The organism is Chryseobacterium sp. FR048, assembly GCF_056844665.1.
Window position 1 is genome coordinate 105,279 of the sequence record NZ_JBXDSE010000006.1, and the last position, 26,956, is coordinate 132,234.

Annotated in this window: 28 protein-coding genes; 18 read left to right on the forward strand and 10 right to left on the reverse strand. The window is 38.0% G+C overall.

What is annotated here, in order from left to right; genetic code table 11:
• Nucleotides 1-223 precede the first annotated feature (223 nt).
• Nucleotides 224-1,234, reverse strand: coding sequence for a phenylalanine--tRNA ligase subunit alpha (gene pheS, locus AC106K_RS17160; RefSeq protein WP_482446679.1), 1,011 nt, complete (start codon nucleotides 1,232-1,234; stop codon nucleotides 224-226).
• 129 nt (nucleotides 1,235-1,363) lie between these two features.
• Nucleotides 1,364-2,023 (reverse strand): YceI family protein, encoded by a 660-nt coding sequence (locus tag AC106K_RS17165; protein ID WP_482446680.1) that lies wholly within the window; start codon nucleotides 2,021-2,023, stop codon nucleotides 1,364-1,366.
• 75 nt (nucleotides 2,024-2,098) lie between these two features.
• On the opposite strand from AC106K_RS17165, the gene AC106K_RS17170 reads away from it, so the two are divergent.
• Nucleotides 2,099-3,034, forward strand: coding sequence for a sulfate/molybdate ABC transporter ATP-binding protein (locus AC106K_RS17170; protein ID WP_482446681.1), 936 nt, complete (start codon nucleotides 2,099-2,101; stop codon nucleotides 3,032-3,034).
• Nucleotides 3,035-3,258: 224 nt separating this feature from the next.
• Here the strand turns inward: AC106K_RS17170 and AC106K_RS17175 are convergent, their stop codons facing one another.
• Together AC106K_RS17175 and AC106K_RS17180 are read right to left on the reverse strand one after the other, a co-directional pair.
• Nucleotides 3,259-3,435: a hypothetical protein gene (locus tag AC106K_RS17175; protein ID WP_482446682.1), complete on the reverse strand. Its 177-nt coding sequence runs from the start codon at nucleotides 3,433-3,435 to the stop codon at nucleotides 3,259-3,261.
• A 260-nt stretch (nucleotides 3,436-3,695) separates the two neighbouring features.
• Nucleotides 3,696-4,040, reverse strand: coding sequence for a zinc ribbon domain-containing protein YjdM (locus AC106K_RS17180; protein ID WP_482446683.1), 345 nt, complete (start codon nucleotides 4,038-4,040; stop codon nucleotides 3,696-3,698).
• Nucleotides 4,041-4,703: 663 nt separating this feature from the next.
• On the opposite strand from AC106K_RS17180, the gene AC106K_RS17185 reads away from it, so the two are divergent.
• The 14 genes from AC106K_RS17185 (at nucleotide 4,704) to AC106K_RS17250 (ending at nucleotide 18,915) form a co-directional block, all read left to right on the forward strand.
• Nucleotides 4,704-5,909 (forward strand): RsmB/NOP family class I SAM-dependent RNA methyltransferase, encoded by a 1,206-nt coding sequence (locus tag AC106K_RS17185; RefSeq protein ID WP_482446684.1) that lies wholly within the window; start codon nucleotides 4,704-4,706, stop codon nucleotides 5,907-5,909.
• 270 nt (nucleotides 5,910-6,179) lie between these two features.
• Nucleotides 6,180-7,847, forward strand: coding sequence for a GLPGLI family protein (locus tag AC106K_RS17190; protein WP_482446685.1), 1,668 nt, complete (start codon nucleotides 6,180-6,182; stop codon nucleotides 7,845-7,847).
• Nucleotides 7,848-8,167: 320 nt separating this feature from the next.
• Nucleotides 8,168-9,835, forward strand: coding sequence for an asparagine synthase B (gene asnB, locus AC106K_RS17195; protein ID WP_482446686.1), 1,668 nt, complete (start codon nucleotides 8,168-8,170; stop codon nucleotides 9,833-9,835).
• A gap of 257 nt (nucleotides 9,836-10,092) precedes the next feature.
• The gene (locus AC106K_RS17200) at nucleotides 10,093-10,905 is read left to right on the forward strand and encodes a hypothetical protein (protein ID WP_482446687.1); all 813 of its coding nucleotides are present in this window, start codon (nucleotides 10,093-10,095) and stop codon (nucleotides 10,903-10,905) included.
• 141 nt (nucleotides 10,906-11,046) lie between these two features.
• Nucleotides 11,047-12,450 (forward strand): MFS transporter, encoded by a 1,404-nt coding sequence (locus AC106K_RS17205; protein ID WP_482446688.1) that lies wholly within the window; start codon nucleotides 11,047-11,049, stop codon nucleotides 12,448-12,450.
• 360 nt (nucleotides 12,451-12,810) lie between these two features.
• Nucleotides 12,811-13,686, forward strand: a complete 876-nt coding sequence (locus tag AC106K_RS17210) for a pirin family protein (protein WP_482446689.1) — start codon at nucleotides 12,811-12,813, stop codon at nucleotides 13,684-13,686.
• Nucleotides 13,687-13,842: 156 nt separating this feature from the next.
• Nucleotides 13,843-14,154: a GNAT family N-acetyltransferase gene (locus tag AC106K_RS17215; protein WP_482446690.1), complete on the forward strand. Its 312-nt coding sequence runs from the start codon at nucleotides 13,843-13,845 to the stop codon at nucleotides 14,152-14,154.
• Between the two features lie 56 nt (nucleotides 14,155-14,210).
• A complete protein-coding gene (locus AC106K_RS17220) occupies nucleotides 14,211-15,110 on the forward strand; it encodes a pirin family protein (protein ID WP_482446691.1) in 900 nt (299 codons plus the stop codon).
• 25 nt (nucleotides 15,111-15,135) lie between these two features.
• Nucleotides 15,136-15,675, forward strand: a complete 540-nt coding sequence (locus AC106K_RS17225; RefSeq protein ID WP_482446692.1) for an NADPH-dependent FMN reductase — start codon at nucleotides 15,136-15,138, stop codon at nucleotides 15,673-15,675.
• Nucleotides 15,668-16,246: a TMEM175 family protein gene (locus AC106K_RS17230; protein WP_482446693.1), complete on the forward strand. Its 579-nt coding sequence runs from the start codon at nucleotides 15,668-15,670 to the stop codon at nucleotides 16,244-16,246. The genes AC106K_RS17225 and AC106K_RS17230 overlap by 8 nt, the downstream gene beginning before the upstream one ends.
• Before the next feature lies 1 nt (nucleotide 16,247).
• On the forward strand, nucleotides 16,248-16,466 hold the full coding sequence (locus tag AC106K_RS17235; RefSeq protein WP_047098434.1) for a (4Fe-4S)-binding protein: 219 nt from the start codon (nucleotides 16,248-16,250) through the stop codon (nucleotides 16,464-16,466).
• A complete protein-coding gene (locus tag AC106K_RS17240) occupies nucleotides 16,466-16,861 on the forward strand; it encodes an OsmC family protein (protein ID WP_185289280.1) in 396 nt (131 codons plus the stop codon). Before AC106K_RS17235 ends, AC106K_RS17240 begins: the two co-directional genes overlap by 1 nt.
• A gap of 1 nt (nucleotide 16,862) precedes the next feature.
• Nucleotides 16,863-17,150, forward strand: a complete 288-nt coding sequence (locus tag AC106K_RS17245) for a GNAT family N-acetyltransferase (RefSeq protein ID WP_002984420.1) — start codon at nucleotides 16,863-16,865, stop codon at nucleotides 17,148-17,150.
• Between the two features lie 205 nt (nucleotides 17,151-17,355).
• The gene (locus tag AC106K_RS17250; RefSeq protein ID WP_482446694.1) at nucleotides 17,356-18,915 is read left to right on the forward strand and encodes a sodium:solute symporter; all 1,560 of its coding nucleotides are present in this window, start codon (nucleotides 17,356-17,358) and stop codon (nucleotides 18,913-18,915) included.
• Between the two features lie 108 nt (nucleotides 18,916-19,023).
• On the opposite strand, the gene AC106K_RS17255 is transcribed toward AC106K_RS17250, so the two are convergent.
• On the reverse strand, nucleotides 19,024-21,267 hold the full coding sequence (locus tag AC106K_RS17255; RefSeq protein ID WP_482446695.1) for a reprolysin-like metallopeptidase: 2,244 nt from the start codon (nucleotides 21,265-21,267) through the stop codon (nucleotides 19,024-19,026).
• A gap of 237 nt (nucleotides 21,268-21,504) precedes the next feature.
• Between AC106K_RS17255 and AC106K_RS17260 the strand changes: the two genes are divergently transcribed.
• The 3 genes from AC106K_RS17260 to AC106K_RS17270 all read left to right on the forward strand — a co-directional run bounded on the left by AC106K_RS17260 (nucleotide 21,505) and on the right by AC106K_RS17270 (nucleotide 23,976).
• Complete coding sequence (locus AC106K_RS17260) at nucleotides 21,505-22,026, forward strand: hypothetical protein (protein ID WP_482446696.1); 522 nt, start codon at nucleotides 21,505-21,507, stop codon at nucleotides 22,024-22,026.
• A 107-nt stretch (nucleotides 22,027-22,133) separates the two neighbouring features.
• Entirely contained in the window at nucleotides 22,134-22,988 is an 855-nt protein-coding gene (locus tag AC106K_RS17265) for a transketolase (protein ID WP_482446974.1), read from the forward strand.
• Nucleotides 22,989-23,028: 40 nt separating this feature from the next.
• Nucleotides 23,029-23,976: a transketolase family protein gene (locus tag AC106K_RS17270; RefSeq protein WP_047098429.1), complete on the forward strand. Its 948-nt coding sequence runs from the start codon at nucleotides 23,029-23,031 to the stop codon at nucleotides 23,974-23,976.
• Nucleotides 23,977-24,189: 213 nt separating this feature from the next.
• On the opposite strand, the gene AC106K_RS17275 is transcribed toward AC106K_RS17270, so the two are convergent.
• The 5 genes from AC106K_RS17275 to AC106K_RS17295 form a co-directional block, all read right to left on the reverse strand.
• Entirely contained in the window at nucleotides 24,190-24,708 is a 519-nt protein-coding gene (locus AC106K_RS17275; protein ID WP_482446697.1) for a hypothetical protein, read from the reverse strand.
• On the reverse strand, nucleotides 24,686-25,165 hold the full coding sequence (locus tag AC106K_RS17280) for a hypothetical protein (RefSeq protein WP_482446698.1): 480 nt from the start codon (nucleotides 25,163-25,165) through the stop codon (nucleotides 24,686-24,688). Before AC106K_RS17280 ends, AC106K_RS17275 begins: the two co-directional genes overlap by 23 nt.
• Before the next feature lie 64 nt (nucleotides 25,166-25,229).
• A complete protein-coding gene (locus AC106K_RS17285; RefSeq protein WP_482446699.1) occupies nucleotides 25,230-25,763 on the reverse strand; it encodes a hypothetical protein in 534 nt (177 codons plus the stop codon).
• Between the two features lie 26 nt (nucleotides 25,764-25,789).
• The gene (locus AC106K_RS17290) at nucleotides 25,790-26,326 is read right to left on the reverse strand and encodes a DMP19 family protein (protein ID WP_482446700.1); all 537 of its coding nucleotides are present in this window, start codon (nucleotides 26,324-26,326) and stop codon (nucleotides 25,790-25,792) included.
• A 40-nt stretch (nucleotides 26,327-26,366) separates the two neighbouring features.
• Entirely contained in the window at nucleotides 26,367-26,897 is a 531-nt protein-coding gene (locus AC106K_RS17295) for a DUF4303 domain-containing protein (protein ID WP_482446701.1), read from the reverse strand.
• Nucleotides 26,898-26,956 lie beyond the last annotated feature (59 nt).

Sequence of the window (26,956 nt, forward strand, 5' to 3'; positions counted from 1 at the left end):
TTTTCAATGTAATAGTTCCCAAGTATCGGTTGTCTTTATTATAGAGCAGTATATCAGATACAGCATGTCAATACTTCATCGGGTACCTAGCGGATTCGAACCGGAGTATAGACATAAGAAACAGACACGTGTAAATTTTTCAATAAGATCAGTTTTTAATTACGTTTTGTTTCTTAGGTCAGTAATTAAAAACAAAACCTCCGGAGCTCCGGAGGTCTATTTTTTATAAAGTTTTGAACTGTTCTAGTGTTCTGATGTCGTTTTCAAAGAACATTCTGATGTCACTCATTTGGTACAGTAACATAGTAATTCTTTCAATTCCCATTCCGAATGCATACCCTGAATATTTCTCAGCATCGATATTCACATTCTTCAATACGGCAGGATCTACCATTCCACAGCCCATAATTTCCAGCCATCCCGTACCTTTGGTGATTCTGTAATCAGTTTCAGAATTCAGTCCCCAGTACACATCAATCTCAGCACTTGGCTCTGTGAACGGGAAGAATGAAGGTCTCATTCTGATCTTAGACTTTCCGAAAAGCTCAGTTGTAAAGAACTGGATGGTTTGCTTCAGGTCTGCAAAGCTTACATTTTCATCAATATATAATCCTTCAATCTGGTGGAAGATACAGTGAGAACGTGAAGAAATAGCTTCATTTCTGAAAACTCTTCCCGGAGATAAGATTCTGATCGGCGGTTGGTTTTCTTCCATATAGCGGGTCTGAACAGAAGAAGTATGTGTTCTCAAAAGAATATCCGGATTCTGCTCTATGAAGAACGTATCCTGCATATCTCTTGCCGGGTGGTATTCCGGAAGGTTCAGCGCTGTAAAGTTGTGCCAGTCATCTTCAATCTCTGGTCCGTCTGCTACTGCAAAACCAATGGATTTAAAGATTTCAATAATTCTGTTTTTAACCAGGTTGATCGGGTGTCTTGAACCCAATTCCAATGGAAAGGCAGGTCTTGTAAGATCTTCTTTTTCCAGGACAATAGAAGATGCAGAAGCATTTTTCAAATCTTCTAATTTTACGGCAACTGCCTGCTTCAAAGTATTGATCTTCTGTCCGAAATCTTTCTTCTGGTCGTTAGGAACTTCTTTTAATGTTTCGTAAAAATCATTCAGAACTCCTTTTTTACCGTTGTACTTAATACGGAAGTTCTCTATCTCTTCCTTAGAGGTAGCATTGAAGCCGTTTACTTCGATCAGTAGTTCTTCTATCTTTTCTATCATTATTTTACCCTTTCAAAAATGTTTTGCAAAAATACGACTTTTAAGTTTAATAATTAATTGACTCATAAAAAAATCTGCCTCTTTTTCGGGAGGCAGACTTCAATCACTTATTTCACTTAAATAAAAAAATTATTTCTTTTCTAAAGCTTTTACGTTGATCTGAAGAGTTACCTCGTCTTTGATCACTCCGTTTTCAGCTGGAGCCTGGAATTTTACGCCAAACTCTTCTCTCTTAATATCCTTCGGCTCAGTCGCTACACTCACCTCTCCTTCTTTTACAGAAACATTCGCTTTGAACTGAACAGGTTTTGTAATTCCTTTAATGGTAAGATTACCATCCAGAAGGGTATTGTAATCTCCTTCTGTAGCAGGAGTTACTTTTGTAATTTCATAAGAAGCAGTAGGGAATTTTTCCACTTCAAAGAAGTCACCGCTCTTAAGGTGTCCATTCAATTTTCCCATATCTTCCGGGCTGTCTTTCAGATCCACAGAAGTCAATGAGTTCATATCAGCAACAAATTTACCGCTTTCCAGTTTTCCGTCTTTCACCGTCACGTCACCGCTTTCAAACTTGATGGTTCCAAAGTGGCTTGTATTTTCAGATTTAAATACTTTATATCCTTTCCATTCAACCTTACTGTTTAGCGTATCCAAAGTGTACTGGCTACCATCTTTGGTAGTCGTCACCTCATTACTCTCACTGGTAAGCGGTTTGTCTTTTTTACAAGAAACCATTACAGCAGCAACGAATAAAGCAGGAATAGCCAACGAAAACAGTTTTTTTCTCATTTTTGATTTATTTTTATTACTTCCGCTAATATAATAAAAAAAATTGTGTTTTCATAAAAACCTTACATTTGTAATATGCTATTAGAAATAAACAATTTATTTTTCTCTCACAATCCGGAAAAACCCCTGTTTCAGAACCTTAATCTACAGTTTGAGGAAAACAGAATCATTGCTCTGGCGGGAGAAAGCGGATGCGGAAAATCAACGCTGCTCAGCCTGATCTACGGTCTTCTTGACTGGCAAAGCGGTGAGATTATTTTTAACGGAACGCGCCTTTTAGGACCTAAAGGAAATCTGGTACCCGGAGAGGCAGAAATGAAATTCGTAGCACAGAATTTTGACCTCATGCCTTATGCAACCGTTGCCGAAAATGTGGGGAAATTTATTTCAAATATCAACCTAACTCAAAAAAGAGAAACTGTCATGGAACTTCTTGAAGTAGTAGGACTTCAGGAGTTTGCTAATGTGCTTCCAAAATATCTGAGTGGCGGCCAGCAACAGCGTGTAGCCATTGCAAGAGCTCTTTCAGTATTGCCCAAACTGCTTATTCTGGACGAGCCGTTCAGTAATCTGGATTTCCCCAGAAAAATTGAACTCAGAGAAAGGCTTTTCCGATATGTAAAGCAACGCAAAATCTCTCTGATCATTTCTACTCACGAGCTTCAGGACATTATGCCGTGGCTTGACCAGATTGTCATCCTTCAGAACGGAAGACTGATTCAGAACGACAACCCGGAAGAGACCTACAAGCAACCTTACAATTCCTACGTCGCCAAACTATTCGGAGAAGTGAATATCTTTAATGAAACCGAAGCGGCAGACTTTAACCTTCCGAAATTCTCTTATTACCCCAAAGAAATAAAGATCACAGAAAATGGGCAGGAAGCCGAAGTACTGGAAAGCAGATTTGCAGGAAACTACTATTGGAATAAGATTCGTGTGAAAGAAAAAGAGCTTGTGGTGTATACGGATGGGAGGTTAGATGGGAAGGTTAATATTTCGTTTGGTTAGGGGAAAAGGGCGAAATCGTGAAATCGCAAAATTGTAAAATTGTAAAATTGTTAAAAGGCAAAGAAAGCAAAGATAGCTAATAAGCTTTATTAGTAAAAGGAGATTTTATAGATCTTGTTTTTGCTTTTTAATCTAAATAATCATTAAATAAAAAAGGTGATTTTGTGAGGTTACAAAATCGCCTTTTTATTATTTATTTCTTCGTTGTATTGCTCTATCAAGCTCTATTCACCATCTTCATTTTCGCCTTTCCTCCCTTTTGCCATTTCGCCCTCTCCACCGTCATTCGTTTTCTTCATCTTCTTTGCCTTTCTGCTTTCTTCGCCTTCTTTGCCATTTAAATCCCTCAGTCTCCATTTTTGCCCTTCCTCCTTTTTGCCATTTCGCCCTCTCCAGCCCATAACTTCTACATTCCCTTACACTTATCAATAAAAAAACACAAACATAAGAACCTGTTACGAAACTTTTTCTTACATTTGTATTTCCACAGCATAAGGAAATTTTTGGTTAATTCTCTTTCTGCCTTCCAGAAGGACATTAGCAATCTTGCAATTAAGTCTTTTGAAAGATTACACTGTCCAATTTTTTCCTTTTTTTATGGGCTTATGACAAACCAAGCAGACATTTACAGTCAAATCAGTTGCTAAAAGCCAACTGTATTTTAGGCCTTCTTCACGAACTCAGACTTTAAAGCCATCGCTCCGAAACCATCAATTTTACAGTCAATATTATGATCGCTTCCAGGTCTTAAACGGATATTTTTCACTTTAGTACCTGCTTTTACCGGCTTTGGAGCTCCTTTTACCGGAAGATCTTTTACTACCACTACGGAATCTCCATCCTGAAGTTCATTTCCGTTAGAGTCGAATATTTTTCCTTCGCTAGCCGCTTCAGAGGCTGCTTCTTCAGGATTCCACTCATAGAAACACTGAGAACATACCATCATATTATCGCTCGGGTAAGTAAACTCAGAGCTGCATTTCGGACAAAGTACTGTATCACTCATATTTTAATTTTTTGCAAAGGTAGGGCTTTTTGAAGGTTGAAGTCAAGAGATAAAAGTCAGTATAGTAGACGATAAGCAGTCTTAATATTATCACCACCAAATGAATTAATACAAACTAACTAAGGTAAATGTAAAGAAAATAAGGTATATTGATAAACGTGCATATTTTGTTTGTCATTTTTTTTCATTTAAGCAAAAAAGGAGTTCAATCATCTCTGAATGAAAAGCTACGATTGCCGAATAAAAAAAGTAAATCTTCTGAAAAAATCTTTAAAAATTCAGTGAAATTTATTTCTATCATTTAAAATGTTATGTATAATTCGTCTTCAATCGATACCATTAAGTTTCAAACGCTAATGTTCGCAAAGTAGGGATATTCATATCATATATTATTTGTTCGCGAAGGCGTTTCACTCAGCCAAGGTAAATGGGTAACCCTTCGCTGAGTGAAACGCCCTTGCGAGCTTAAAATTAAAATACCCTGCAAATATCCTTGTGGACTCTGCGTTGAAATTTATGAATGTCACAAAAAGCGGATACAAAATCCTCTGTTTACCAGCATTCATCAACTCTCCCCCCTCCTCTTCTCAAACTCTCCCACTCAAATCCACAACTCTCAACTTTAATTCGTATTTTTGCAGATTCAAACAGCGAAGCAAATTTATGGAACTTATTCACAGAAACTTGGCTATCGGGATTCACGATGCCTTACAGGAAACATTTTTTGAAAAAAACAAGTATGCCGATAAAGTTATTGAAAGACTTTTAAAGGCAAACAAAAAATGGGGAAGCCAGGACAGAGCCGTTGTTTCTGAGATTTTCTACAATATCATCCGTTGGAAAAAACGCCTTGAATATTATATGGGCGAAGGGGTGAAGCCCAACAATATTTATAAATTAATCATTGCTTATCTTCTTTGGAGCAAGACCAATTATAAAAAATTTGAAGAATTTGACGGGATCAAGATCGCAGACATCCTTACCAAACTTAAAAAGAACACAGTTCCTACAAAAGCGATAGAACATTCTATCCCGGACTGGCTGGCAGAAACTCTTGAAAAAGAACTGGGAGCTAAGTGGGAAAGAGAAATGACCGCTTTGAATGAGCAGGCTCCTACGGTTTTAAGAGCCAATTCTCTTAGAACAACTACTAAAGAACTTATTTCTGATCTTTCAGACGAAGGAGTTGTTTCTTTCCCTATTAAAAATTATCCTGATGCTGTTCAACTGGAGGAAAAAAAGAATGTTTTCCTTACAACGGCATTTAAAGAAGGTTTATTTGAAGTTCAGGATGCTTCTTCTCAGAAGATCGGATATTTCCTTGACGTAAAAGAAGGTCAGAGAGTCGTGGATGCCTGTGCCGGTGCCGGTGGAAAAACACTTCACCTTGCGGCATTGATGAAAAACAAAGGACAGATCGTTGCTTTGGATATTTTCGACTGGAAACTTGCAGAATTGAAACGTCGTGCTAAAAGAGCCGGAGCTCACAACATCGAAACGCGTATGATTTCTGATAATAAAGTAATCAAGCGTCTTCATGAAAAGGCTGACCGATTATTGATTGATGCCCCATGTTCAGGTCTTGGAGTTTTAAAAAGAAACCCGGACAGTAAATGGAAAATTGATCAGGACTTCATTGACAGAATTAAAAAAGAACAACAGCAGATCCTTCAGGATTATTCTAAAATGCTGAAGAAAGGAGGAAAAATGGTGTATGCTACCTGTTCTATCCTTCCTTCTGAAAATAATCTTCAGGTAGAAGAATTTATCAAAAACAATCCAGGGTTCAAAATGATCAAGGATGAAAAAGTAATGCCTAGTGAAGGGTATGACGGATTCTATATGGCTTTGATTGAGAGAGTTTCTTAATCTAAACCCAACAAATAAATACAAAAACTACTCTATTTCGGGGTAGTTTTTTATTTTTAATAATAATTTAAATAGGTTTGAAACTAAGAGCCGAAGGAACTTCCAGCCTCCTTCTTCTTGCTTCCAGCATTTTCACCCCAAAATCAAAATCTTCACAAAATTGTAACATCTTTTGTAACATTTAGCTTATATTGTCTACATATTATATAGATTAACCCGTTTTGATGCTGTAAAAAGTTTAGAATACCTTTGCAGTAAACTCATTTATATATGCATACAAGAATTGTTTTCAATTTTCTGACTGTCTTTCTATATTGTCTGTTTTCTGCACAGACCTATGAAATTCAGTATACCAGCTCTTATAACGGAAAAACATCCACAGATCAGCCTTCTACCATCGTTTGGGCCAATGAAAAAGAAAATTTCATTCTCAATACAATCATTAAAGAACAAAAAAGCAGTTATCCTTTTGAGATCACCAAGGTAGAAAAGCCTTCTAATACAATTGTTTCCTATGCCTTTTTAAAACCGGAATCGGTTATCTCTGCCTCAGATAAAGAATCTGTAGGGAAACAAAATTTTGAGCTTACCAACGAGACAAAGAAAATTTTAGGATACACCTGTAAAAAAGCGGTTACTAAAATCAATTCAAATACGATTGAGATCTGGTATACCAATGATCTGAAACTTCAGGGAGGTCCATCAGTATTGGGACAAAATCTGGGACTTGTTTTGGAAGTAGAAAGGAATAAAAATTCTCTGGTTACTGCCAAATCGATCAAAAAAATTAAAAATACAGGAATTGAGAACATCATAAAAGGATCTGTTCAAGCCACTGATCAGCTAAGCTACAAAGATCTTCTGTGGAAAAGCAGATTTACAACATTGAATGTTTTCGAAAATGAAACAATCAACTTTTCTGATGCTTCAAAATCTGATGATCAGATAAAAAGATATGCCAACGGAACGATCATCCTAAAAAAGGTAAAATTTCCTGCCATTGCAGAGGGTGAAAATATTTTTGTAGAGCTGAAACAACAGTCGAACGGAGATGCTTACGACAGAACCGGAACTGTATTTTTCATTCCGCAGGATAAAGAACAGTCTTTCTTTGATGGACTGGAAAAAGGAGCAAAGACCCTTCCTGTTTTCGAGAATGGGAACGGAAAACAATACTTTGGCATCACTGCTACAGAAAATTATAGTCCCGCAACGGAAATGATGCGGTTCTTTACCGCTTTCGGAATCCAGAAGTTTAATCATATTCAGCTTAAAGGAAAGGATTGGCAGACTATCAGCCCTTACCGACAGGACATTACAGAATTAAAGCCTTCTTTATCAGGAAAAGAGCTTTGGGTAGGTACCTTTATTGGTAATTACGATAAAGGAGGTCATAAAGTAAGCCTCGATATTACGATTCACAAAAGCGATCAGAATACCTATAAAAATAATGTGGCTATCCCTTTGTTTAATACGTTGAACATTATGGAAATGGCCGGACAGGACTACTCTACGATGTTCAACCAGGAGAAAGGTCTTTTTATGGAATTTACTTTAGCGAAAGATTTGAAGAACGCTCAGCTGAGATATACCACTACCGGACATGGAGGCTGGGAAAACGGAGACGAGTTTGTTCCTAAAACCAATTCTATATTTATCGATGGCAAACCGGTATTTTCTTTTACACCTTGGAGAACCGACTGCGGCTCATACCGTCTATATAATCCGGCTTCCGGAAATTTTCAGGATGGACTTTCATCATCAGACCTCAGCAGATCCAACTGGTGTCCGGGAACAGTAACCAACCCCAACTTCATTTCACTAGGTGATCTGAAAGCAGGAAAACATACCGTTCAGGTAAAGATACCGCAGGGCCCTACAGAAGGTACAAGCTTCAGTTCATGGAATGTTTCTGGGGTTTTACTAGGGGTACAATAAAAACAAAACCTTCTTGCATGAGAATTGCAAGAAGGTAAAAACACAAATGATGAAAAAAAATTATTTCGAGCCACAAAGTAAGGGTTAAAATTCATATAATAAATTACCATATATTAATAAATATGTCATTTTTATTTCGTATAGAAAATATAATTAATTTAGGCTCAACGAAAAAAATCAATCAAAAACACGTCAATTCAAATAAATAGTTAAAAATTTTAACTTAAAAATATTATTTGATTTATAAAATTCACATTTAATCTTTTTTTATTGTTATTTATAAACATCACCTCTACTTTTGTTCTATAAATAATAAAATTATGTGTGGAATTGTATGTTTATTTGACGCCAAGCAGAAAACCGAAATATTAAGACCTCAGGTTTTGGAAATGTCAAAAAAGATCCGTCACAGAGGACCGGATTGGAGTGGGGTTTTTCAGGATGAAAAAGTAGTATTCTCCCACGAGAGGCTGGCTATTGTTGATCCTACATCAGGAAAGCAGCCTTTATTTACAAAAGACGGAAAAGTAGTATTAGCCGTAAACGGTGAAATCTATAACCATAGAGAATTAAAAGAAGAATTTCCGGATTATGAATTTCAGACCCAGTCTGATTGTGAAGTAATCCTGGCATTATACAGAAAATACGGAAAAGACTTCGTTGAAAAACTGAACGGAATCTTTGCATTTGCTTTATATGACACTGAAAATGAGGTCTACCTCATCGCCCGTGACCATATGGGAATCTGCCCACTATATCAGGGATGGGACAAAAACGGGAACTATTATGTAGCTTCTGAATTAAAAGCTCTTGAAGGAGTATGCAAAACCATTGAATCTTTTTTACCGGGACATTTCGTATACAGTAAAGACGGTGCGGAACTTCAGCAATGGTACAAAAGAGACTGGGAAAGCTTTGATCATGTAAAAGAAAACGAAACGGATATTGCCCAATTGCGAAAAGGTCTTGAAGATGCCGTTCACAGACAACTCATGAGTGATGTTCCTTACGGGGTTTTACTTTCCGGCGGTCTGGATTCTTCCGTCATTTCAGCAATTACTGCAAAATTTGCAAGACAGAGAATTGAAAGCGGCGATACCCAGGAAGCATGGTACCCAAGACTTCACAGTTTTGCGGTAGGCCTTGTAGGATCTCCAGATCTGGCAGCAGCACAAAAAGCAGCCGAACATATCGGATCTGTTCACCATGAGGTCAACTTTACCGTTCAGGAAGGACTGGATGCTGTACGCGACGTCATTTATCATCTTGAAACCTATGATGTAACCACGATCAGAGCTTCTACTCCCATGTATCTTCTTGCCAGAGTAATCAAATCGATGGGGATCAAAATGGTTCTTTCCGGCGAAGGCTCGGATGAATTATTCGGTGGATATTTATATTTCCACAAAGCTCCGAACGCACAGGAATTCCATGATGAAACGGTAAGAAAGCTCGGGAAACTGCACCTTTACGATTGTTTAAGAGCCAACAAAGCTTTGATGAGCTGGGGAATAGAAGGCAGGATTCCTTTCCTTGACAAAGAATTTATGGATATTGCCATGACCCTTAACCCAAAAGACAAAATGATCAACACCGCAGAAGGCAAGATCGAAAAATGGGTATTGAGAAAAGCATTTGAAGACCTTCTTCCGGAATCTATCGCATGGAGACAGAAAGAACAGTTTTCAGATGGAGTGGGTTATTCATGGATCGATACTTTAAAAGAAGTGGCCGAAAAAGAAGTGACTGACGAAATGATGGCTAATGCAAGATTCAGATTCCCGCTAAACACCCCTCAAAATAAAGAAGAATACCGTTACCGAACTATTTTTGAAGAGCATTTCCCAAGCGAAACAGCGGCTGCTACAGTTCCTTCTGTACCATCCGTAGCATGTTCCACTCCTATTGCCCTGGAATGGGATGAAGCTTTCAAAAAAATGAATGATCCAAGTGGAAGAGCGGTGAAGGTACATGAGACTTCTTATTAATTGAGTTTGAGGTTTAAGGTTTGAGGTTCAATATCTAAGGTTATAAGCTTCTGAGATTCAGTCTATTTTTCTATCTCTCCGAATTTCTCATTTTGTTTCCAATTACTGGCTTCCACCTCAATAATTTATCAATCCTGTAGCAATACAGGATTCTTTTTTGAATTAACGATAATAATATAGCATAATTTAACTGACAATCCAAAATAATATCTAATAAATAATTATATTTGGAAAACGAAAATATCAATTATAAAAAAATGAGAAGAAACCTTACTGTTTTGTTTGCCCTATTATTCATCAGTTTTGCTTTTGGACAAGGAAAATATGGCAAATATCTGAATTCAAAAAAGCTTGCTTTGGCTTATAAGAGTGTGAAAGATGCAGATAAAGATGACTATTATCAACAATACTACTGGCTTGTAAAGGCAGAGCAACTGAAAACGTATCCTCACCTTAAAGACATTAAACCTATAGTATTATATGAGTTTGTAAAATATGTAAACCCTCAGAACCCAACAAAAAAGCTTGATGCCAGAGGTAAGGAACTGAGAGCAACAGCAGAATTATCTCTAAACCAGTATTTTAAAAATAAAAATTTCGAAAACAATTCTGTTCTGATGTATAACCTGGAAACGTATGTAGATCCTTCCAAAGGACAATATTATACAAAGGTAGATCCTGAAAAGATCAAAGAGTTGGTACCGAAAGAACTTTTTGCCTTCAACTCTTTCAACAGAAATATGGGTGAAGAGAAGACGTATTACCTTTGGATTGATAAGAAAAAAGATGATCTGAACATTGTAGATATTATCCCGAGTGAGAAAGATGACAAAGATTTCTACGTTAGACTGAAGCAATATCTTCCAAGCTATAAGTTCTCCAAATATGTTCCTTCGGTAAAAAAAGGAAACAAGTCTGACAAAACCGATATAGAATATTACTACATCATGCCGTTTGAGCAGAATACAGATAATATTGAATACAAAACCAAGGATTTCAAAAAATTCACTTTGAGCCAGTACAGAAAAGCCGGCGACGAATGGAAAGGAGTAGAGAAACCTAGAAAATAAATCAAAAAGTCCTGTGAAAATTCACAGGACTTTTTTAATTTTATATGGATTTCATGATCTAAAGATCAAACCGCTTAAAGCAAGCACTTTCTTCAAAATAAAAATAAGCCTAGAAATTCCGAATATTCCAGCCTATAAAAAATGACAGAAACAAGCCCTCAACAGACGTCCATCAAGAAAATTCTCCCTTTGATCCTGGCCACTGCTATTTTTATGCAGATGCTGGATTCTACTATTCTGAATACTTCTTTACCTTCCATTGCCAAAGACCTTCACGAGTCTCCGCTGAATATGCAGAATGCAATTATCAGCTATGTTCTTACCCTTGCGGTCTTCATGCCTGCCAGCGGATTTCTGGCCGATCGGTTCGGAACGAAAAAAGTATTTATTTTCTCATTGGTACTATTCAGTTTGGGATCGTTATTTTGTTCCCTGTCTCAGAATCTTACCCACCTTGTTATTTCAAGGGTCGTTCAGGGAGTCGGTGGAAGTCTGATGACTCCTGTCGGAAAGCTTGCTCTGATCAAAACTTTTGATAAAAGCGAATTACTCAAAGCGATGAACTTTGCTATTATCCCCGCACTTATCGGACCTGTACTCGGTCCGTTGGTGGGAGGTTATATGGTAGACTACCTTTCATGGCACTGGATCTTTCTGATCAATATCCCGATCGGCCTTCTGGGAATTGTTTTAGGATTAAAATATATGCCCAATTATAAATCAGATGATGTAGATTTTGATTTAAAAGGGTTTTTAATCTTTGCCGCCGCTTCCCTCCTACTTTCCATTTCATTGGAACTTTTCGGAGATATGCAGAATATCACTCCCGTCCTGCTGGTATTCATCCTGGGCTTTCTTTTTCTCTATTACTATTATAAGCACGCCAAACGAGGCGGAAATCCTATTTTCCCATTAAACCTTTTTCAGGTAAGAACATTCCGGGTAGGGATTGTAGGAAATCTGGCCACAAGGTTAGGAATCAGCTCTGTTCCGTTGCTTCTTCCCCTGATGATTCAGATCGCTTATAAACAATCTGCGGTTACTTCAGGATGGATCATTGCACCCATGGCTCTTACCGCCATCTTTGGTAAATCTTCCGTGATCAAGATTCTGGATAAATACGGCTATCGCCAGACTTTAATGGTCAACACATTTATCATCGGAACGCTGATCTGTCTGCTTGCTATTCCCGATATTCATACTTCTTTATACTGGTTCGTCCCCATTATTGCTGTATTAGGATTCTTCAACTCCATTCAGTTTACTTCCATGAATACTATTTCAATTGCTGATCTCCGGAATTTCCAGACCAGCAGCGGAAACTCTCTCATATCCGTCAACCAGCAGCTTGCCATCGGCTTTGGAATTGCTTTCGGGCTGATCGTTTTAAAATTGTTTGAAAATACGGATCTTATCAAGGGAGAAATTCACAATGCATTCCGATACACATTCCTTACCGTAGGAATACTGACCATTTTATCAGGTTTAGTATTCAGAAGACTTCATATTTCGGATGGGAAAAATATGAAATCGAAGGAGGAGTGATTTTTTTGGGGGGAATTGTTTGAAGGCAAAAAAGTAAAAAAGCGAAAGGGCAAAAGGGTGAAAGGGTGAAAGAAAGCTGGGAAGGCGAAGGAAGCGAAGAAAGTAAAGGAGGCGGAAAATCATACCTATTAAAAGGAAGAAAGGCGAATGTGTTTATTCATCTTTCAAGTCTTACTCATTATCCTTTTTGCCAAAAATAATTACGCTATAGATTCTCCTTTTTTGCCGTTCTACCTTTTTACGGTCTTGCTTTTTTGCCCTTTTACGATTTTACCCTTTCAGCGCCCCTACGAACTTATCACAGATCAATGCACTTGGTATATAAGTATGGTATTTTTGTTTACATAAATCAACAATATTATGGCAACTAAACAAATAGAAATCGTAGTCTCTCCAAGACCTGCACATTTTGTGGGTGATGGTTTTAGGGTTCATAATTTTATTCCAGGCGTACATGGATTAGACATGAAAAGAATGGACCCGTTCATTATGCTTGATTACAATTCAAAATTTCACTTCAACGGTTCAGACAGACCAAGAGGCGTAGGAGTTCATCCGCACAGAGGTTTTGAAACGGTGACAATAGCCTATAATGGCAAAGTAGAACATCATGACAGTGCAGGCGGAGGCGGCGTCATCGGAGAAGGTGACGTACAATGGATGACTGCTGCAAAAGGCGTTCTCCACAAAGAGTATCATGAAACGGAATGGGCTAAAGAAGGAGGAATCTTTCAGATGGTTCAGCTTTGGGTAAACCTTCCGGCAAAAGATAAAATGAGCAGCCCGAAATACCAGGCTATAGAAAATACCAGCATGGTAAAAGTTGACCTGGGAGAAAATGGTCTGGTGGAAGTAATTGCCGGAGAATATAACGGACATAAAGGTCCTGCCTCCACTTTTACACCAGTTCATATGATGAATGCAAAACTTAAAGCAGGTGGAAAAGCGATGTTTGATTTTCCTGCTCATTTCAATACAGCCGCTTTAGTGATTGAAGGAAGCATCATTATCAACGGAGAAGAAAAAGTAAAAGCGGATCATTTTGTTCTGTTCAGAAATGAAGGCGAAACATTCAGTATTGAAGCCAGCGAAGATGCAGTGGTTTTGATCATCAGCGGAGAACCCATCAATGAACCGATCTATCCTCACGGGCCTTTTGTAATGAACTCCAGAGAGGAAATTATGCAGGCTTTTGAAGATTTCAACACCGGAAAATTTGGTTATCTGGAAGATTAAACGAATAGATTTAAGCTTTCCTTAACTTTAAATTGTTCCTTTTTTACTAACTTTATATAATACATAAAGAATGATGGACCAAACCTAACGGGTTTCAGAAACCTGTTAGGTTTAGTCTTCAATACACTCTATAACCCCCATTAATTACAAAAAATTATGAAACCAGAATTCGAAAATATACCTCTCGTAAAAACTGACAAAAGATTTGAAATAGAACTAAACGGCCATTATGCATTCATTGATTACCGTGAAACGACTCATCAGATCGCTCTCATCCATACTGAGGCAGAACCGGAGCTAGCAGGTACAGGTGCGGCAGCTGCAGTCGTGGAAAAAACCCTGAACTATATTGAAGAAAGCGATAAAAAACTTCTTCCTTACTGTCCTTATGTTTTTGCTTTCATCAAAAAGCATCCGGAATGGAAACGTATTGTGGATGAAAGGTTTGAGGGGTACGACAAGCTTTAAATCCCAACTCCTTTCAGTTTAGTTTAATTATAAATTTAAAAAAGTATTACATCATCATGTCAAATATTGGACTTATCATTGAAGAAAAAGCGGCAGATATAGGGAACTTTCTGGTAGGAAGACTTCTTCCTTTCCGTGAGAAAAGAGCGGTTGGACCTTTTGTTTTTATTGATCACATGGGACCTTCTGAGCTAAAGGATTATCAGAATCTTGATGTTCCTCCACATCCGCATATCGGATTGTCTACCCTCACCTATCTGCTTGAAGGATCTATTTTCCACAGAGACAGCATCGGAAGTGCTATTGAAATAAAGCCAGGTGCCGTCAACTGGATGACTGCCGGAAAAGGGGTTGTACATTCGGAAAGAACTCCTGAGTATTTAAGACACAGCGATAAAAGACTTCATGGATTCCAGATCTGGGTGGGACTTCCAAAGCACCTTGAGCAGGCAGAACCTACTTTTCATCACATCGAAGAAAATGATATTCCTGTGTGGGAGGAAGATGGCATTCAATATAAACTGATTGCCGGTGAAGCATTTGGAAGAACGTCTCCTGTGCCTGTACACAGCAAATTATTTTTTATAGAGATCAAAACCAAAGAAGCCAAAAAAATAAGCATTGGAAAAGATCTTTACGGAGAAGCAGCGATGTATGTACTGGATGGGACGGTCACTACGGAAGGAAATTCTTACGGCTCCAAACAGCTGATGATCGCTAAGGACACCAAACTTTGTGAATTTGATATGAGTGAAAACGGAACGGTTTATCTTTTTGGCGGAGAGCCTTTTGATGAAGAGCGTTTTATATTCTGGAATTTTGTGAACTCTGACAAAGAAATGATTGATCAGGCTAAGGTAAACTGGAATGATCAGAATCACGACGCCTTTCCTTTGGTTCCCGGTGACGAAAATGAATACGTACCATTGCCAAAAGCAATTTTAAACAGAAAATAAGATCCGGTCAGGATCATCAAAAGCCATGAAAATATTAGCATTTGCAGGAAGTACTTCTTCCACTTCTATCAACAGAGAACTGGTAAAGTTTGTTCTGAAAGATTTTCAGAATGAAGACATCAATCTCATCGACCTCAACGATTTTACGATGCCTGTTTTTTCAGTAGATCTTGAAAAAAAGGGATTTCCTGATGAGGCACACCGATTTCTAAAGGAGATCGAAGCATGCGATGTTATTATCTGTTCTCTTGCAGAGCACAACCGGTCTTATAGCGCAGCCTTTAAGAATGTCTTCGACTGGGCTTCAAGGATCAATGTAAAGGTATTTCAGAATAAACCCATGCTTCTGATGAGCACTTCTCCGGGAGGCTATGGCGGAGGGAATGTGATGAATACGGCAAAAACATTTTTTCCTCAGTTTGCGGCTGATATAAAGGATACGTTTTCACTTCCGAAGTTCTATGAAAATTTTGATCTGGAAAGCGGCGTGATCAATCCTGATATGCTTGCCGATCTCAAAAACAGGATCGAGAACTTTAAGAATCAGATCAGAATCAATGACTAAAGGCAGATTAGAAGCTTTCAGCGATGGCGTACTGGCCATTATCATCACCATCATGGTGCTTGAACTGAAAGTACCTGAAGGAAGCAGCTGGGCTAGTCTTAAGCCTCTCCTTCCTAAGTTCCTGGCTTATATTTTCAGTTTTATCTATGTAGGAATCTACTGGAATAACCATCACCACCTGTTTCAGACGGTGAAGAAAGTAAACGGAAGTATTCTCTGGGCCAATCTGCATTTGCTGTTCTGGCTGTCGCTGATGCCTATTGCTACGGAATGGATCGGAACGACAGGCTTTGCGGAAAATCCGGTGGCTACCTATGGAATTGGTCTCATCATGAGTGCTGTGGCCTATACCATTTTAGAAAATGTAATCATCCGCTGTGAAGGAGAAAATTCTAAACTGAAGGAAGCAATTCATTCAAGATATAAAGAATATATATCGATTATATTTTATATACTGGGCATAGCAACTTCATTTTTTTATCCTTATATTGCCATAGGTTTTTATTACATCGTGGCTCTTATATGGCTGATTCCTGACAGAAGAATCGAAAAATCATTAAAAGAACATTAATATGGAAACACACGAATATCCCAACGGTGACATTACGGTCATCTGGCAGCCTCAGAAATGTATTCACTCGGCTGTATGTGTAAAAATGCTTCCCAAAGTCTATAACCCAAAAGACAGACCCTGGATAAAGGCAGAGAATGCCACCCCGGAAGAACTAAAAAAACAGATTGATCAATGCCCTTCCGGTGCATTAAGTTATAAATTCAACACAGAAAAATAATGGCGGTAACGGTAAAAGCGAGTTTAGGAAAAACAAAATATTATACAGAAGTAACGGCTGGCGAAAATCAGATCATTACTGATGAACCCATCGACAAAGGCGGGCAGAACAAAGGCTTCAATCCTATGGAAATTCTTGCTACATCTCTTGCCAGCTGTACGGCAGCGACTTTGAGAATGTATATTGAAAGAAAGGAATGGGATGTAGAAAACATCAATGTAGAAGTAGAACTCGAAAATTATCCATTGACCAAAAGAGCGGTTTTCAAAAGAGATATAAGCTTCGAGGGAGTTCTGGATGCTGAACAGCTGAAAAGACTTCACACGATTGCAGACGCATGCCCTGTTCACAAAATATTAACCAACGATATAGAAATATTAACTAAATTCTCATAATATGATCGAAGTAAAACAAAACAACGACGAAAAACACGGAAGTTTTGAAGCTTTCATAGATGGAAGACGCGCAGGAATGATGACCTATACCTGGGCAGGAGAAGAAAGATTTATTATAGACCACACCGAGGTGGAAGAAGCCTACAACGGAAAAGGTGTAGGTAAGGAAATGCTTCTGGCAGCTGTAGACTTCGCAAGGAAGAATGGAAAAAAAATTATTCCGCTCTGCCCGTTTGCGAAGGCCAGTTTCCAAAAGAGTGAGGAACTTCAGGATGTCCTGGTGAATTAGTCAGTGTTTTCCACCCCTTACAATACAAACCTTTCAGAGTATTTCTGAAAGGTTTTTGTTTTATTTTAAACTAGTTTCCATTCATTACCCAAAACCAGCTTTGAAACAAATTTCGTCTTTCACGATTCTCTTTCGGCTCCATCCTCTAAATTCACGATTCACGATCGATCTTTTTTATATATTTGCTGAAATTTAAAATATAAGCATGAATCCAGGAACTGTCCTTTTGCTATTTGTTTTTGTCTACTTTATAGGCCTTTTGGTGATCTCTTATTTCACCAGCCGGAATTCTGACAACCAGTCATTTTTTATCGGAAATAAAAAAAGTAAATGGTGGCTCGTTGCATTCGGGATGATCGGGACCAGCTTAAGCGGAGTTACTTTTATTTCTGTTCCGGGAACTGTAGGTAAAATGACCGGCTCCGAATATATCTACGGCGGTTTCGAATATTATATGATGGTTATCGGATTTTTCATCGGATATTTTATAGTGGCTGCCATATTACTGCCTTTATATTATAAGATGAACCTGACTTCTATTTATACTTATCTGGGAAAAAGATTCAATGTAGAGGCTCATAAGATCGGTTCTATATTTTTTATCATCTCCAGAGCAATTGGGGCTACGGCAAGACTATATCTGGTAGTGAATGTTTTACAGATATTCCTTCTTGAAGGGCTTGGAGTTCCGTTTTGGGTAACGTCCATGGTGCTTTTGCTGATGGTCCTTCTGTACACTTTTGAAGGTGGAGTAAAAACCATCGTCATCACGGATACTTTGCAGACTTCTTTTATGATCATCAGTTTGGTGGCCTGTATTGTTTATATTTTATCAAACCTGAATTTATCTTTTGGTGAAGCTTATACAATTCTTGGACAGAAAAATTATACGCATTTTATCAATTTTGACCCCAACTCAAAAACCTTTTTCCTTAAGACGATTCTGGGTGGTATTTTTATTACGATCGCCATGACAGGGCTGGATCAGGAAATGATGCAGAAAAACATTTCTGTGGACAATCTTAAAAATTCAAAGAAAAACATGTTGACCTTTGCGGGAACTCTTCTGCTGGTTAATCTTGCGTTCTTATTTCTGGGAGGATTACTTTACCTTTTTGCTTTACAGCATGGGGCAGAATACGGAACAACAGGTACAGATCCGGTGAGCAATATCTTCGGTTTCAAAGATGCTTCCGGAAACATCAAAAATATTATGGGAGATGATCTTTTCCCTGCGCTATCTCTTCAGGGCTATTTCCCGATGACGATTTCCATTATTTTCATTATCGGACTGATTTCTGCCTTATTCCCTTCTGCGGATGGTGCTCTGACGGCTGTTACCAGTTCTTACTGTGTAGATTTATTAAATCTTAATGAAGATAAAAGCAAAACGGAAAAGGAAAAGAAACGTCTGCGTATGAAAGTACACCTGACATTTACTGTGGTTTTCTTCATCCTGATTATGGTTTTCAAAGCTCTGAATGACAAATCCATCGTGTATCTGATCATGGAAGTTGCAGGGTACACCTATGGACCGCTTTTAGGACTTTTTGCATTCGGAATTTTCACCAAATTCAAGATTTCAAAAAAGTATTCAATTCTTATGGTGACCATTTTAGCTCCTGTTCTTACTTATTTAATCAATATGGCAGTGACCAATTATACGGATTACAGAATTGGTGTGGAGCTGATCGTGCTCAACGGATTGCTTACATTTATCGGTTTGTGGCTGGTAAAGGATAAGCAATATTTAAGAGTGGTTTAACTGATGATCTTTTAGGTTTTAACAAAGCCACAGGACACAAAATAAAAAAGGCTGTTTTCAATTCGTGAAAACAGCCTTTTTAATAAGATTAAGATCTTCAGATTTTATTTATTCCTTGATCCATTTCATCGTTTTATCAAAGCTCTTTGTTTTGATTCTGATGATATAGTCTCCTTTCACTAGTTGTTCAAGATTAAAGGTACCTACATTATCACGGCCTAATTTATTGTCTGTTTTATTAAACACTAATTTTCCGCTTACGTCGTATACTGTAATATCAAATGCCTCATTGGACTTGGTAAATTTAACGTTCAGTAAACCTTTGCTTGGATTAGGATACACGGCAAATACATCTTTATCTCCAGCCACTTCATTTACAGCCAGATTCTGATTGATGGTGAAGTTAACAGGGTTGATATTAAAGAATACATTTCCTTTTCCTGCCACCATAATTCTGGCCTGTGAAGTGTTCACATTAGGAAGGGTAATAGTTTCTGAACCATCATTAGGTGTAGAATCTAAAATAGTGATAGGATAAGTGAATCCGCCGTCTGTAGAAAGATAAATACTCACGTTGGCACAACTTACCGGGGCAGCAGTTGTATTGGCTACATCCCATGTGATGGTTTGGGTCGTGTTACCCATCCAGTTTACCGCTGTAGTAGGCGCTGTTACCTTAAACGGTCCGGAATTTCCATCAACAGTGATAGAAGCATCATCATTGGCTACTCCTGCACATCCTGAATTATTGTCTCTTACCGTCAATCTGAATTCCATAGTTCTTCCGTAAGATGGTAAAATTTCTCCTTTGGTTACCGTATTGTTGATAATATCCGTAATTTTTGGGAAGTATCTGTAAGAATCTACTACCGGCATAAATGATCTGAATAATGGAGCAGTCCCGACAGGAGCATTCCAGTCTCCTCCATATTGTGTTCCTCCCGAATCGTTTTGTTCCCAGCAATAAGTAAGCGGATCATTGTCAGCATCTGTTGCAGACCCTGTTAACTTAAATGGTGTACTCTTAGGAATGGTGTAATTACTTCCGGCGTTTACAACGGGAGAGATGTTGGCAACAGAATTGATCACCTGACATGATGTTGATTGAACTTTTGTTGTAATAGACTCGAAGGAACGGGTATGGAAAATAGGAATACTGTTATTTGCCAAGTTATTCACACTTCCACAAATTCCTGCGTAAGCCATAATGGTAATTCCACTTCCCGGCTCTACTGCATTGGCTGAACTTCGGTTACCTCCTCCACAGTTGGACGTTGTTGCGTTAAAGGTATGCGGACCACCGAACTGATGTCCCACTTCATGCGCAACATAATCGATATCATAAGGATCCCCTACCGGATTAGGTGAGCCTGTGATTCCTCTTGCTTTCTGAGAGTTGTTACAGATCACACCTAATCCTGCTAATCCACCACCACCTGTACTGAAGGTATGGCCTATATCAAAATTGGCCGTCCCTATCAGAGCGGTAATCTGAGTTTGGCTTTCAGTAATTAATGTACCTGCACTATCGTTTCCATTAAAAGGATCTGTATTAGGATTGGTGAAGATCACGCTGGTTTCATTGTCTACCAATACCAATCTTGAAGCAACTTCCTGCTCATATACCCCATTCACTCTATTGATAGAGGTTACAATAGCCGATAATGTCTGGGCCACAGTAGGTGAAGATGATCCGGTTGCTGCTATGGCATACTCCCCTGTACAGGCTACTGCCATACGGAAAATTCTAATTTGAGTTCCTACGCTTGGAGTAACGGTTTTTTGTACATTTTTTTTTTCTAACGCTGTTTCTTCTTCCTTTGTCTCACAGACTCTTGGATTCTTATTAATCAGATCACTTTTTTTATAAATGATATAATTTTCAATATCTTTTTTTGCATATGGATCAATATAAACATCACCTGTTACTACAGATTTTATCTGGGCATGAAATCCTAATTCTGTAAGATCAAGCTTGATGGTAGCATATCGGTCATCTACTCCCTGCCCTGTAAGGGTAACAATCTGAGGAAACTGCCCAGCCAGCTTCGGAGCCATTACAGAAGACTTCCATATTTTGAATTTTGCTTTTGTCCCGTCAGGCATAGGCAGGACAATAATAGGTGCATTGTCTTTACGCTCATGGTCTTTCAATTCCGGAACTGAATTGAAATAACTTCTCAACCCGGCTACATCCAATGTATAGGTTGCAAACTTTTCAGGTTCTACTGTTCTGTTTTTAGGATCTGCTTTTATGGACCTTTCGCTGGTCGCCGTAAAAAAGTCCTGTGCTTTCCCCAGGGAAATGGATAGTACAAATATCCCCAGATAAGACAATTGTTTAATTTTCATAGTTTATGGTGTTGTATTTTTATAAAATTAACCAAATTTATAACAATCAACAAAAAATATAATTATTATTTTATAAAAAAATCAAAAAAGGTAATTATAAAAGTGTCTCATATGAAACTCCGAACTCTATTTTTATTTTAGTCTGCTTAGCCTCGTTTCCCCATTAAAATCCTCTATTTTGACTATCTTTGAAGTCCATAATAACTTATCAAAATAAAGAACAGGAATTAAAAAATTATGAAAAAAATTATTTCACTATTCGTATTCGTACTGGCATTCGGTTTTATGCATGCGCAGGAAAACTTTGAAATATCCACTTTAAGAATCGGGCCGTACAAAATTTTCATGGATCAAAAAGAAGCTGAAAAAATAGCAGGAATGACACTGAAGATTACCGATGGAGAGAAAAAAAATAATGTAAAATACAATGGTGAGCTTATTGGCATACAGGTTTTCAGCGGCTATGGAGGAACAGCAAATCCAGATGGCATTACCATCACAGGGCTTACCACAACCAGCAAAAAATTTAAGACCAAAAGCGGTATGGGAGTTGGAAATACCAAAGACGAATTGATCAATACCTACAGAAATTACCCACACTTCAACGTCAATCCTGCCTACAATGAGCAAACCGGAAAACCTCTTAAAGAAGCAGGGTATTTCAGTCTGGAAGATGATGATGCCGGAACGCAATTAATTTTTAAATTAACTAATAATATTGTTACGGAAATCACTGTTTACATCAACGAAGGCTGTTAAAAGCAGAAAAATATATCAATACATAAAAATCCGGGTTTTCACATCCGGATTTTTGCATTTCCGTAAGCCATTAAAAAAGTGTAAATTTGCGTGCAAATAAATCAGATATAATGAGTAAAAGTATTGAAGAGTTAAAATCTCTTACTACGCAGATCAGAAGAGACATTTTAAGAATGGTTCACGCTGTAAATTCAGGACACCCGGGCGGAAGTTTAGGTTGTACAGAGTTCTTCACAGCGCTTTATGGTAAAGTAATGAACTATAAACTTCCTTTCACAATGGAAGGCAAAAATGAAGATCATTTTTATCTATCAAACGGGCATATTTCTCCGGTGTACTACTCTACTCTGGCAAGATTCGACTTCTTCCCGGTACACGAGCTAAGCACTTTCAGAAAGCTTGATTCAAGATTACAGGGTCACCCAACCACTCATGAAGGTCTTCCGGGAATCAGAATTGCTTCAGGTTCTTTAGGGCAAGGTCTTTCTGTAGCGTTAGGAGCTGCTTTAGGTAAAAAAATGGACGGAGATCAATCTCTTGTTTACTCTCTTCACGGAGATGGTGAACTTCAGGAAGGTCAGATCTGGGAAGCACTGATGTTTGCTGCGGCTAAAAAAGTAGATAACATCATTTCTACTATTGACTATAACGGACGTCAGATTGACGGTGATACAGATGATGTACTAAGTCTTGGAAATCTTCATGCTAAACTTGAAGCATTCGGATGGATTGTTTTAGAAGAAAAGAACGGTAACGATCTTGAAGCAGTGATTGCTATTCTAGAAAAAGCAAAAACAGAAACAGGAAAAGGAAAACCTATAGCCATTATCCTACACACAGAAATGGGTGCTGGAGTAGATTTCATGATGGGATCTCACGCTTGGCATGGTAAAGCTCCTAATGATGAGCAATTGGAAACAGCATTCAAACAATTGTATTTAGAAGCTCCTGCTGACTACTAATCTCTAACTATCATTAAAATCTCGATTAATAAAAATAAAAATGAAATATACATATACAGAAAAAAAGGACACGCGTTCAGGATTCGGAGCCGGATTAGCTGAGCTTGCTGACAAAAATCCTAATGTGGTAGCACTTTGTGCAGACCTTATCGGATCTTTGAAAATGGAGAAATTCATTGAAAAAGCTCCTGAAAGATTCATCCAGGTAGGTATTGCAGAAGCCAACATGATGGGACTTGCTGCAGGTCTTAGCATCACCGGAAAAATTCCTTTCACCGGAACTTTCGCTAACTTCTCTACTTCAAGAGTATATGACCAGATCCGTCAATCTATTGCTTACTCTGGTAAAAATGTAAAAATCTGTGCATCTCACGCAGGTCTTACTTTAGGAGAAGATGGAGCTACTCACCAGGTATTGGAAGATATAGGAATGATGAAAATGCTTCCTGGAATGACGGTGATCAACCCTTGTGACTACAACCAGACAAAAGCGGCTACTCTTGCAATTGCTGATTTTGAAGGTCCTGTATATTTAAGATTCGGTAGACCTACTGTTCCTGTATTTATCCCTGAAGATATGCCTTTCGAAATCGGAAAAGGAATCATGCTTCAGGAAGGTACTGATGTAACAATCGTTGCAACAGGACACCTTGTATGGGAATCTCTTGTAGCGGCTGATGAGCTTGAAAAAGAAGGTATTTCTTGTGAGGTGATCAACATCCACACCATCAAGCCTCTTGATGAAGAGATCATCTTAAAATCTGTTGAAAAAACAGGTAAGATTGTAACGGCTGAAGAGCACAACTACCTAGGTGGTTTAGGAGAATCTGTTGCGGGAATGCTTGCAAGAAAAAGACCTACAAGACAGGAGTTTGTTGCGGTAAACGATACTTTCGGAGAGTCTGCAACCCCTGCTGAATTGATGAAGAAGTATAAAATTGATGCTGCTGCAGTGAAAGAAGCTGTAAAGAGAATTTTAGCTAACTAATTATTAGCTTTATCATAATAACTCCGGGCTGTTTCTTCGAAACAGCCCGGAGTCTTTTATTGAATGATTGATTCAATGTTGGAGTTTTGTACAATTTCTTAACCACCCCGTCAAAAATTCTTTGAATTTTTGCCACCCCCTCCGGAAGAGGGGAATGGTTATACATATATTGGTCATGGTTGTAGTTTCTACCCTACTTATCGTTATTTGTTTTTACTGTTCAGCCTGATTCAGGGGAATTCCAACAGCAGTCAGAACGGGACATAGTATTTCTTTGATGTATTCGTCTTCTCTTCTATGGGAAGCTTTTGAGCCTGAAAAATAATTACTGATTCTGTAGCTTTTTACAAATTGATTCCGCTTTTTGCCGATCAGATAGCAGTATCCTCCGTTTTCATTCTTAATAAAATAGGTCATTTCATCAAAGTTCATGATCTTTTTGGAGAGCATCCATTTTTTATAAATACATTTTTCTGATTTATCAAAAATATATTTTACAGGAGCCCGGAAGATGATCTCAAACAGGAGATAGGCCACATAAATGCCCCAAATGATCAGCGCAGTTCTGAATTGATCCCCAGACATTTTATCCATGAAATAATAGACAATAACTACAAGAGCAATCACTCCTAGTCCCAGCCACCAAACTAAAGTACGCAGGAAATGATAATCAGGCATAAAGCTTATTTCACTTCCGCTCCCTTCAAATTTATAGCGGTCTATTGCGTTCATTACCCGGAGCATTGATGTTCATAATATCCTCAGTCTCATTCGCCATTTTCTGGATGATACCGTGGTTCAGACCTTGTCCTATCGTCAAATGTTTTTCTTCACCATCCACTTCAAAATAAATGGCAAGCATTACATTCGTGGTAATTAAGCCCATGTACTTTGTAGCCAGCACATGAAAATGAGTAAAATCCTGGATAGGATACGTTTTGGCCGGAACAAAGATGGTATGTTTTCCGGTAATGGTTTTTCTATCCATATCAATAACAAACTTCTTCGTAAAGAAATTGACCACGATAAGCCCCACCAATGCAATGATAATATAGCTGAAGGTTCTGGCAGTATTAAAGATAAGAACAGCAACAGCAAGAAGTAAAACAGAGAGAATAGCAATTAATACGGGTTGATTTTTAAAAGTATATTGATTTCCTTCTCTTTTGTAAAATTGATATGAATTCATAATTGGGTGTTGATCTGTTTTTGATTTGGTATTTTTATGTTAATGGATAAAAAAAGTTTATTCTTTATTCGTAGCGTTGGGCAATTTCATCTTCATTGATGGTTTTAAGAGTATTCAGATCTGTTCTGAAATAGGTGTCGTGAATAGAAAAATAAGCATCTCTTTTTGTGTGGGTCTGCTCTGAGGCTTTTTTCCAGCAAACAAAAAACCATTGTTCAAACAGTCTGTATTTTTCATTGTCATATTCGTCAAGAATTTCGTCGAAATCCTCACCTTCATAATGATCCTGGAAGTCTGCAGCCGCGGTCCATATCGTTTCCGGGATCAGTGCATTCCATTTTTCATTTTCATTCGCTGTTTCCGGCAGCTTTACTATCTCTGTAGATATTTGGCCGGTTTTGTCTACTCCCCAGCAAATGATATTCAGGTATTCATATTCGTATTCAAAATAGAGCGCCTTAATATCAGATGAATCTTTAGCTCCCAGATACTGTATATTTTCTCCTTTAAGCAGATGAATAAGATCTTCTGTAAGTTTTCCGGAGATTCCTTCAAGATACTGTTTAAATTCAATATTGAGTTTTTTAAGATCTTCCATAATCAGAGTGTTTTAAAGGATTCATTTTACCTGTCAATTTTCCGCCCTACCAATTTTTCCAATTCTGAAAACATTTCCTCTACAGGCAATACTTTCAGATCCGGATGATCTTTCAGCCACTGGGAATGAAGGGCAATAAGATCTTCTTCAAGACTGTAAAACGAACTGTTTTTCAAGAGGTCTCTTGTAGGATTAGGTCCAAAATAGTCACGTTCCAGAAATTTCTGAAGTTCTCCATCAGCCAGCTGCTCTACCTTAGAACATTGTTCAAGAAACAATTCCAGATGTTTCTCTGCTTTCATCTTCATTAAACCTTCTTCAATGGTTTTATTCAAGTCTTCCGACCAGCCGGAATTCCAGACAAACTGGGAAAAATTGCCGTTTTTATATTGCCAGAAATAATAATCAACATAATAGCTGATTACTGAATCTTCATGGATGTTGTCTTCCTCTATCCCTTCTTCACCCAATAGATTTACTACTGAAATATTGGAACGGATAAGATCATAAGGATCGTTGCTTCCGTGAGATGTGTCTGAGACAATTATTTTATCTAGCTTCATAGTAATATAGTTAAAATGTGTTTTTTAAATACTCATTCTTTTAATTGCCCCAGGTGTCCATCCACTCCAGATATTCACGTTTATATTCATTATCATTAAGACTGATAATAATATTCTTCAGATCCTGCTTCTCAAATTCATAATCTGAAACCGTAAAAATCAGGAAAATATCCCGGCCTGTAATTTGTCTGAAAAAATTCTCATTTTTAAGTTTTTCCAATACTTCAATACAGGCAGTATATAATTTGGCCTGAAAATCTTCAAACCATTCATCGTTCTCACTATTCTGATCAAGCTCTGATCTAAGCCGAGTGCATATTTCATTAAAATCATCATTGGCGCCTTCCATTTCATAGGTCCATTCTGCGGGTTCATATTTATAATACAGCAGATCTTCATCGTCTTCATCAAGCATTTGCAGGGTATTGGTAGCAGGACATATCGTCATTGCCCCTTCATCACTATATAATGCAAAACTGTAGATCTGTTCAGCCCCATGTTTTTCATACATTTCTAAAAAAGCTTTTTTGGCAGCAGCTTCTATTTGCTGTTTCAAAATTTCAAAATCCATACTTCTTTTCTTTTTTAAAATGGGCGGTAAAATTACCTTTATCCTGTCAAATCAGCTTA